Here is a 9813-nt window from a genome sequence, read left to right on the forward strand (position 1 = left end):
GGGCGTGCAACGACGACCGACGCCGACGGAGCCAGGGGGACCCTTCATGACCATCAGTCGCAGGCGACTGCTCAGTACCAGTGGCGGCCTCGCACTGACCGGGGCCCTCGCCACCGCGTGCGGGTCCAACACCGGTCGCAGCGGTGACAGTTCAGGGACCGGCAAGGACAGTGGCGGGAAACCCACGCTGCAGCAGTGGTACCACCAGTACGGCGAGGCCGGGACCGAGGAGGCCGTACGGCGTTACGCCGCCGCGTACGGCAGGGCGAGCGTCAAGGTCCAGTGGCGGCCCGGCAGTTACGACCAGCAGACCGCCGCTGCGCTGCTGACCTCGTCCGGTCCCGATGTCTTCGAGGTCAACGGACCCACCCTCGACCAGATCCAGGGCGGCCAGGTCACCGATCTGACCGACCTCTTCGAGGGGGTGAAGGACGACTTCAACCCGGCGGTGCTCGCGCCGAAGACGTACGACGGGAAGATCTGGGGCATCCCGCAGACCATCGACATGCAGCTGCTCTACTACCGCAAGAGCCTGCTCAAGGACGCGAACGTCGAGCCGCCGCAGACGCTCGACGAACTCGTCGACGCCGCGAAGAAGTTGACCGACAAGAAGGTCAAGGGGCTGTTCCTGGGCAACGACGGAGGTGCGGGCGTTCTCGGCGGGACCCCGCTCTACGCGGTCGGGCTGAGCCTCTTCACCGAGGACGGCAAGGTGGGCTTCGACGACCCGGCGGCGGCCCGCACCCTGGGCAAGTTCCACCGGCTGTACGCCGACAAGTCGCTCCTGCTGGGCGCTCCGGCCGACTGGTCCGACCCCTCGGCGTTCGTCCAGGGCCTCACGGCCATGCAGTGGTCGGGGCTGTGGGCGCTGCCCGCGGTCCAGAAGGCCCTCGGGGACGACTTCGGGGTGCTGCCCTTCCCGAAGGACGGTCCGGCGGGCAAGCCCGCGGTCCCGGTCGGTGCGTACAGCTCGGCGGTCAGCGCGCGCAGCGGGCACCGGGCCGAGGCGAAGGCGTTCGCCAAGTGGCTGTGGATCGAGAGGACCGCGTACCAGGAGGACTTCGCGCTCAGTTACGGATTCCACATCCCGGCCCGGATCTCCCTCGCGAAGAAGGCCGCGAAGCTGCGTGAGGGCGCGGCGGCCGACGCCGTGCGGTACGCGACCGAGAACGGCTGGGCCCAGCCCCTGCTGTGGACGCCCGCCGGGCAGACCGCGTACCAGGACGCCCTGAGCAGGATCATCAAGGACGGCGCCAACCCGGACACGGAGCTCAAGGCGGTCGTCCGCAAGACGAACGCCGAGCTCCAGCGCGTCCAGAAGAAGCCGTGACAGTCGCGGAGGACGTGACGGGCGCGGCGGACGTCGGAGTAGCGCGGGACGCGAAGGAACCGGCGCGACGGCGTCGGCGCCGGGGGTCGGTGCGGCACCGCACCCTCTGGTTCTGGATCTTCGTCGGCCCCTTCGCGGCCGGGCTCGCGCTCTTCACCTACGTACCGCTGGCGTGGAGCCTCTACCTCAGCTTCTTCGACGCGCACAACACGGTCTCGCCGACGCATTTCATCGGCTTCGACAACTACGCGTCGATGCTGCGCGACGGGGCGTTCACCGACAGCCTGTGGACGTTCACGGTGTTCTCCCTCTTCATCGTCCCGGCGACCTACGCGCTCTCCCTCGCGCTGGCGCTGATGGTGAACCGGCTGCGCGCCGCCCAGGCCTTCTTCCGTTCGGTCTTCTTCCTCCCGGCGGCCTGCTCCTACGTCGTCGCGGCGCTGGTCTGGAAGCTCTCGATCTTCAACGGGGTGCGGTTCGGGCTCGCCAACACCGTCCTCGGCTGGTTCGGCAGCGACCAGACCGCGTGGCTGTCGACGACCCACCCGCCCTGGTACTGGCTGGTGATCGTGACCCTGCGGCTCTGGCTCCAGGCCGGGTTCTACATGGTGCTGTTCCTGGCCGGTCTCCAGCGGATCTCCCCGCAGCTCTACGAAGCGGCGGCCGTCGACGGGGCGCGCCCCGGCTGGCAGGTCTTCCGCCACATCACGTTCCCGCAGCTGCGGGCCACCTCGGTCGCCGTCGTCCTGCTGCTCGTGATCAACGCGTTCCAGGCGTTCGACGAGTTCTACAACCTGCTGAGCGACGCCCGCGGCTATCCCCCGTACGCGCGGCCCCCGCTCGTCTACCTCTACTACACGGCCCTCGGCCAGGGGCAGAACCTCGGCCTGGGCAGCGCGGGGGCCGTCATCCTCGCCCTGATCATCGCCGTGGTGACGATCGTCCAGGCCCGCTGGTTCGGGCTCGGCAGAAGGGAGGACTGACATGGCCAGGACCAGAACCGGGACCACCACCGCCCGTCACGACGACGCCCTGGTACGGGCCGGCCGGGCCCTGCGCATCGTGCTGCTGATCGCGCTCGCGGCCCTCTTCCTCATCCCCTTCTATCTGCTGCTGCGCAACGGGCTCGCCACCGAGCAGGACATCACCTCACCGCAGTGGACGTTCTTCCCCTCCGACCTCCAGTGGTCCAACATCCGCGAACTGTTCGACGACCCGGCCGTGCCGATGGCCCGCTCGCTGCTCAACTCGGCCCTGATCGCGGTCGCGACGACGCTCGGCACCGTCCTGCTCGCCTCCCTGGCCGGGTACGGTCTGGCCCGCATCCCGTACCGCCACGCGAACAAGGTCTTCTACGGGATCCTCGGCACCCTGATGGTCCCGGCCGCCGTGACCTTCGTACCGAGCTTCGTCCTGGTCTCCACGCTCGGCTGGATCTCCACGCTGCGCGGACTGATCATCCCGACGCTGTTCTCCGCGTTCGCCTGCTTCATCTTCCGGCAGTACTTCCTGGGCTTCCCGCAGGAGTTGGAGGACGCGGCGAAGGTCGACGGCCTGGGATACTGGCGTACGTACTGGCGCATCGTGGTGCCCAACTCCCGCCCGGTCTTCGCGGCGGTCGGCACGATCGTCTTCATCGGCGCGTGGAACGCCTTCCTCTGGCCACTGGTGATCGGCCAGGACAAGAGCGCGTGGACGGTACAGGTGGCGCTCTCCACCTTCACGACGGCGCAAGTGGTCAACATCCACGAGCTGTTCATCGCGGCGGCGGTGTCGATCCTGCCGTTGCTGCTGGTGTTCCTGCTGCTGCAACGGCACATCGTGGCGGGGGTGGAGCGGTCGGGGATCGACGACTGAGGCGGCCGTCGGACCTACCAGTCCGTGAGGTCCACGACGACGTCGCAGTGCGGGTCATCCGGTGCGAGCCGATGGCGCTCCTCCTCTTCGACGAGGGTGGGGAGCGAGGCGGTCAGCGCGGTGGGTTCGTCGGTGAGGCGGATATCGACACCGACGAGACCGGGGCGGCCTGGACGGTTCACGTACAGGCGCATCAGGCCGCCGTCCTTCATCAGAAAGCCGACCAGGAAGGGGTCCTCATCGTCACCTGGGGCGGACAGGCCGAGCAGGGTTCTGAGCGCCTGGCCCTCCTCGGGTTCGGGGGCAGGCGTGATCTCCTCCGGGCGCAGTCGGACGAGCGTCATCCCGAGCACGTCGCTGACGTCGCCACTCCCGTAGATCTGGGTTCCGGACAGGACAGCGCGCAGGACGCCGGGGATGCGGGCGGGGGCCACCGTGTCGTGCGGGATCTCGTAGAGGAACAAGTCGCCGTTCTCGCCGTCGCCGGCGCGGATGGCGACCCGTACGGCGCCGGAGGCGGGCAGAACGCCACGCAGGCGGCAGCCCTCGGCAATAGGGGCATTGAGGTAGTACAGCAGCAGGCGGGTGATACCCGCCTGCTGCTCCCGGTCCTCGGAGTCGTTCACTTGTTCATCCAGGCAGGGCACTTGTTGTTCGGCTGGTTGCGACAGAAGGCGTTCACCACGCCGATCATCTTCCCTTTGCCGGCGTCATGGATGCCGCCCTTGCTCTTGCGTTCGTCGTGGCGCGAGCAGTCCAGGACACCGGCCTGGCCAATTGGGCACTTCAGCGGCTGTCGCTGCCGTCCGACAGGGCCGCCGCCCGGCCCGCTTCGAGGCGGGCCACCGGGATGCGGAACGGTGAGCAGGAGACGTAGTCCAGGCCCACCTCGTGGAAGAAGTGCACCGACTCGGGGTCGCCGCCGTGTTCGCCGCAGATGCCCAGTTTGAGGTCGGGGCGGGTGGCCCGGCCCGCCTCGCAGGCGCTGCGGACGAGTGCGCCGACGCCGTCGCGGTCGATCGTCTCGAACGGGGACACCCCGAAGATGCCCTTCTCCAGGTACGCGGTGAAGAAGCTGGCCTCCACGTCGTCGCGGGAGAAGCCCCACACGGTCTGGGTCAGGTCGTTCGTGCCGAAGGAGAAGAACTGCGCGGCCTCGGCGATCTGGCCCGCGGTGATCGCCGCACGCGGCAGTTCGATCATCGTGCCGATGGTCAGTTTCAGTGCGGCGCCGGTGGCGGCCTCGACCTCGGCGATGACCCGGTCGGCCTCGTCGCGGACGATCTCCAGCTCCTGGACGGTGCCCACCAGCGGGATCATGATCTCCGCGCGGGGGTCGCCCTTGGCAGCCTTGCGGGCGGCTGCCGCTTCCGCGATGGCCCGTACCTGCATGGCGAACAGACCCGGGATGACCAGCCCGAGGCGTACTCCGCGCAGCCCCAGCATCGGGTTCTGCTCGTGGAGTTTGTGCACGGCCTGGAGGAGACGCAGGTCGTTCTCGTTGGCGTCCTTGCGGGACTCGGCGAGCGCGACCCGGACCGACAGCTCGGTGATGTCGGGAAGGAACTCGTGCAGCGGCGGGTCCAACAGTCGTACCGTGACGGGCAGTCCGTCCATCGCCTCCAGCAGCTCGATGAAGTCCTTCTTCTGGAGGGGCAGCAGCGCCCCCAGCGCCTTCTCCCGCTCGTCGTCCGTGTCGGCCAGGATCAGCCGCTCGACCAGTTCCCGGCGCTCGCCGAGGAACATGTGCTCGGTGCGGCACAGACCGATGCCCTGGGCTCCGAACCGGCGTGCGCGCAGCGCGTCCTCGGCGTTGTCGGCGTTGGCCCGGACGCGCAGCCGGCGGCGGCGGTCGGCGTACGCCATGATCCGGTGGACGGCCTTGACCAGTTCGTCGGCGTCGTCGGCGCCCGCGTGCATCCGGCCCTCGAAGTACTCGACGACCGGCGACGGTACGACGGGCACCTCGCCCGCGTAGACCTTGCCGGACGAGCCGTCGATCGAGACGGTGTCGCCCTCCTCGATGACCAGGCCGCCCGGCGCGGTCAGCCTGCGGCGCTTGGTGTCGACCTCGATCTCCTCGGCGCCGCAGACACAGGTCTTGCCCATGCCGCGCGCCACGACGGCCGCGTGCGAGGTCTTGCCGCCGCGCGAGGTGAGGATGCCTTCGGCGGCGATCATGCCGTCGAGGTCGTCCGGGTTCGTCTCCCGGCGGATGAGGATGACCTTCTCGCCGGAGCGCGACCATTTGATCGCGGTGTACGAGTCGAAGACGGCCTTGCCGACGGCGGCGCCCGGCGACGCGGCGATGCCCCGCCCGATCCTGTCGACCTTCGCGGTGTCGTCGAAGCGGGGGAACATCAGCTGCGCGAGCTGCGCGCCGTTCACCCGTTGCAGCGCCTCCGCCTCGTCGATGAGCCCCTGGTCGACGAGTTGGGTGGCGATCCGGAACGCGGCCCCCGCGGTGCGCTTGCCGACGCGGGTCTGGAGCATCCACAACTGGCCGCGCTCAATGGTGAATTCGATGTCGCAGAGGTCCCGGTAATGGGTCTCCAGGGTCTCCATGATCTGCATGAGCTGGTCGTACGACGTCTTGTCGATCTGTTCCAGGTCGGCGAGCACGACGGTGTTGCGGATGCCCGCCACGACGTCCTCGCCCTGCGCGTTCTGGAGGTAGTCGCCGTAGACGCCCTGGTGGCCGCTGGCCGGGTCGCGGGTGAAGGCGACGCCCGTGCCGGAATCCGGGCCGAGGTTGCCGAAGACCATCGAGCAGATGTTGACGGCGGTCCCGAGGTCACCCGGGATGCGCTCCTGACGGCGGTAGAGCTTGGCCCGGTCGGTGTTCCACGATTCGAAGACGGCCTTTATGGCGAGGTCCATCTGCTCGCGGGGGTCCTGCGGGAAGTCCCGCCCGGCCTCCTGCTCGACGATCTTCTTGAACCGGCCGACCAGCTTCTTCAGATCGGCCGCTTCGAGGTCGGTGTCGACGCTGACCTTCTTGGCGGCCTTGGCCTCCTCCAGCGCCTCCTCGAAGAGGTCGCCGCTGACGTCGAGGACCGTCTTGCCGAACATCTGGATGAGGCGGCGGTACGAGTCCCAGGCGAACCGCTCGTCACCGGACTGCTTGGTGAGGCCGACCACGGACGCGTCCGAGAGGCCGATGTTCAGGACGGTGTCCATCATGCCGGGCATGGAGAACTTGGCGCCCGAACGGACCGACACGAGCAACGGGTCGTCGGCCTGCCCGAGCTTCTTGCCCATCGTCTGCTGCAGGGCTTCGAGGTGCGCACTCACCTCGTCGCGGAGCGCGGCCGGTTCGTGGCCGCTGTCGAGGTAGACCTTGCAGGCCTCGGTGGTGATCGTGAAACCCGGAGGGACGGGCAGCCCGAGGTTGGTCATCTCGGCGAGGTTGGCGCCCTTGCCGCCGAGCAGATCCTTGAGGTCCTTGTTGCCCTCGGTGAAGTCGTAGACGAACTTCTTTACGCGGGGATCTTTGTTTTCCGACACGGGTCTCGACTCCTCGACGACGCGGTGGCTGCCCTGACGGCGAGGAACATACCCAGATCGAAGGCATCTGGGTACGTCCACTTGCCCGTCGCACGGCACGGACCACCCGTCCGCCAGCAGATCGAATGCGATCGGCACTGCGGCCCGGATTCCGCCCCGGTTCAACTCCTGAAGGCATGACAGCGGTACGTGGGCAGCCGTACGGGTTTCCGGCCACGCATGGCGATACCGGGTTCAGAGAAGAAACGGCCAGCGACTGGCACCCAGTGCCACCGTATGAGAAGTGCAGCCTGAACGGAATCGCTCGTTTGAGCGTCACCCTTATCAGAGGTGGCGAGAATCACGCCCGAATTCCACCCTGAGGCCGTCACGGAGCCACCATGCGGACATCGGTCGACTATCGACTGAACACGAGGCGAGCGGGCGCGGCACTCAGTGCCGCACCCGTGCCGTCGGTGGGCTCGGTGGGCTCGGTGGGCTCGGTGGGCGGGCTCAGCCGCCGGACGTGTCCAGCTCCGCTTCCGCGCTCACGCCCGAGCAGTCGTACGGGTCCTTCAGCCAGCCGTCGGGCAGCACCACCCGGTTGTTGCCCGAGGTGCGCCCCCGCGGCCCGTCCGCCCCGTCCGGCCACGGCTGGTCCAGGTTCAGCTCGTGCAGCTGGGTGCCCAGCTCGTCCAGCGAGGAGGTGACGGCGAGCTTCTTGCGCATCTCCGAGCCCACCGAGAAGCCCTTGAGGTACCAGGCCACGTGCTTACGGAAGTCGATCACGCCACGCGTCTCGTCGCCGATCCACTCCCCCAGCAGCGTCGCGTGCCGCAGCATGACCGCCGCGACCTCGCGCAGCGTCGGCGCCTGCCGGGTCGCGGTGCCCTCGAAGCCGCTCACCAGGTCGGCGAAGAGCCAGGGCCGCCCCAGGCACCCACGGCCCACGACCACACCGTCGCAGCCGGTCTCGCGCATCATCCGCAGCGCGTCGTCCGCGCACCAGATGTCGCCGTTGCCGAGGACGGGGATCTCCGGGACGTGCTCCTTGAGCCGGGCGATGGCGTCCCAGTCGGCGGTGCCGCCGTAGTGCTGGGCGGCGGTCCTGCCGTGCAGGGCGACGGCCGTGACGCCCTCGTCGACGGCGATCCGGCCCGCGTCGAGATAGGTGAGGTGGTCGTCGTTGATGCCCTTGCGCATCTTGATGGTGACCGGGAGGGCGCCCGCGTTGGAGACCGCCTCGTGCAGGATCGCGCGCAGCAGCGGACGCTTGAACGGGAGCGCCGAGCCGCCGCCCTTGCGGGTCACCTTGGGGACCGGGCAGCCGAAGTTCAGGTCGATGTGATCGGCCAGGTCCTCGTCCACGATCATGCGGACGGCCTTACCGACGGTGACCGGATCCACCCCGTACAGCTGGATCGAGCGCGGCGTCTCGGTCTTGTCGAAGTGGATCAGCTGCATGGTCTTCGCATTGCGCTCCACCAGCGCCCGCGTCGTGATCATCTCGCTGACGAACAGCCCCTTGCCCCCGCTGAATTCACGGCAGAGGGTGCGGAAGGGGGCGTTGGTGATGCCCGCCATGGGGGCGAGGACTACGGGCGGCTGCACGGAGTGCGGGCCGATGGAGAGCGTGGTCATGGCTCCATTGTCGCGTACAACGTGGCGCGTACACCGAGGTCGTTAGTTAACCGTACTATTCATACATGCCCGAGCTCTCCCACCGCCGGCGGATGCTGGTGCTCGCGATCTGCTGCATGAGCCTGCTGATCGTGAGCCTCGACAACACCGTCCTGAACGTCGCCCTCCCCTCGATGCAGAAGGAACTGCACGCATCGGTCTCGGGGCTCCAGTGGACGATCGACGCCTACACGCTGGTCCTGGCCTCGCTGCTGATGCTCGCGGGCTCGACGGCCGACCGGATCGGCCGCCGCAAGGTCTTCAAGGCCGGGCTCGTCATCTTCACGCTGGGCTCGGCCCTCTGCTCCGTGGCACCGAACCTGGAGTCGCTGGTCGCCTTCCGGATGCTGCAGGCCGTCGGCGGCTCGATGCTCAACCCGGTCGCGATGTCGATCATCACCAACACCTTCACCGAGCCGCGGGAACGTGCCCGTGCCATCGGGGCGTGGGGCGGTGTCGTCGGTATCTCCATGGCGGCGGGCCCGCTGATCGGCGGCCTGCTCGTGGAGTCCGTCGGCTGGCGTTCGATCTTCTGGATCAACCTGCCGGTAGGGCTGGCGGCCCTGCTGCTGACCTGGCGCTACGTACCGGAGTCGCGCGCGCCCAAGGCCCGCCGCCCCGATCCGGTGGGCCAGTTGCTCGTCATCGCGCTGCTCGGTTCGGTGACGTACGCGATCATCGAGGCGCCCTCGTCGGGCTGGACCTCGCCGCTGATCCTCAGCTTCACCGGCGTCGCCGTCCTCGCGCTCGCCGGGCTCCTGGCGTACGAGCCGAGATGCCCGGAGCCCCTGATCGACCTGCGCTTCTTCCGCAGCGCACCGTTCAGTGGCGCCACCGTCATCGCGATCTGCGGCTTCGCCGCGCTCGGTGGCTTCCTCTTCCTGAACACGCTGTACCTCCAGGAGATCCGCGGCCTGTCCGCGCTGCACGCAGGGCTGTACATGCTGCCGATGGCCGCGATGACCTTCCTCTGCGCGCCGCTGTCCGGGCGGCTGGTCGGCCAGCGCGGGCCGCGGCTCTCGCTGTTGATCGCGGGGGTGGCGATGACGCTCAGCGGGCTGGTGTTCGCGGTACTCGACGCGCAGACGAACACCACGCTGCTCTTCACCGGCTATGTGCTCTTCGGTATCGGCTTCGGCATGGTGAACGCGCCGATCACCAATACCGCCGTCTCCGGGATGCCCCGTGCGCAGGCCGGGGTGGCGGCGGCCGTCGCGTCGACCAGCCGGCAGATCGGATCGACGCTCGGGGTCGCGGTGATCGGAGCGGTGCTGGCCTCGGCGGTGCACGGTGCCTCGTACACCTCCGAGTTCACCTCGGTCAGCCGGACGGCCTGGTGGATCATCACCGGCTGCGGTGTGGCGGTCCTCGCCGTGGGGCTGCTGACCAGCGGGAGGTGGGCGCGGAGGTCGGCCCTGCGGACCGCGGAACTGCTGGGCGCACCCGAGACGGCTCAGAGG

The 9813-nt window shown here is 68.7% G+C and carries 7 protein-coding genes; 4 read left to right on the forward strand and 3 right to left on the reverse strand.

Features of this window, described 5'->3' with window-relative positions; genetic code table 11:
* Positions 1–46 precede the first annotated feature (46 nt).
* The 3 genes from NBY69_RS03835 to NBY69_RS03845 all read left to right on the forward strand — a co-directional run bounded on the left by NBY69_RS03835 (position 47) and on the right by NBY69_RS03845 (position 3187).
* Entirely contained in the window at positions 47–1330 is a 1284-nt protein-coding gene (locus NBY69_RS03835) for an ABC transporter substrate-binding protein (RefSeq protein WP_250298233.1), read from the forward strand.
* Positions 1331–1419: 89 nt separating this feature from the next.
* Positions 1420–2313 (forward strand): carbohydrate ABC transporter permease, encoded by an 894-nt coding sequence (locus tag NBY69_RS03840; protein WP_250298242.1) that lies wholly within the window; start codon positions 1420–1422, stop codon positions 2311–2313.
* Position 2314: 1 nt separating this feature from the next.
* Positions 2315–3187, forward strand: a complete 873-nt coding sequence (locus tag NBY69_RS03845; protein WP_250298235.1) for a carbohydrate ABC transporter permease — start codon at positions 2315–2317, stop codon at positions 3185–3187.
* A 14-nt stretch (positions 3188–3201) separates the two neighbouring features.
* On the opposite strand, the gene NBY69_RS03850 is transcribed toward NBY69_RS03845, so the two are convergent.
* The 3 genes from NBY69_RS03850 to dusB form a co-directional block, all read right to left on the reverse strand.
* Positions 3202–3813 carry a hypothetical protein gene (locus NBY69_RS03850; RefSeq protein WP_250298236.1) on the reverse strand — a complete coding sequence of 204 codons (612 nt, stop codon included), beginning with the start codon at positions 3811–3813 and terminating at the stop codon, positions 3202–3204.
* A gap of 160 nt (positions 3814–3973) precedes the next feature.
* A complete protein-coding gene (gene ppdK / locus NBY69_RS03855) occupies positions 3974–6694 on the reverse strand; it encodes a pyruvate, phosphate dikinase (RefSeq protein WP_250298237.1) in 2721 nt (906 codons plus the stop codon).
* Positions 6695–7186: 492 nt separating this feature from the next.
* A complete protein-coding gene (gene dusB, locus NBY69_RS03860; protein ID WP_250298238.1) occupies positions 7187–8314 on the reverse strand; it encodes a tRNA dihydrouridine synthase DusB in 1128 nt (375 codons plus the stop codon).
* 65 nt (positions 8315–8379) lie between these two features.
* On the opposite strand from dusB, the gene NBY69_RS03865 reads away from it, so the two are divergent.
* A partial coding sequence (locus NBY69_RS03865; protein WP_250298240.1) for an MFS transporter occupies positions 8380–9813 on the forward strand: 1434 nt, incomplete at its 3' end.

Source organism: Streptomyces sp. A 4/2, assembly GCF_940670765.1.
Taxonomy (GTDB): Bacteria; Actinomycetota; Actinomycetes; order Streptomycetales; family Streptomycetaceae; genus Streptomyces.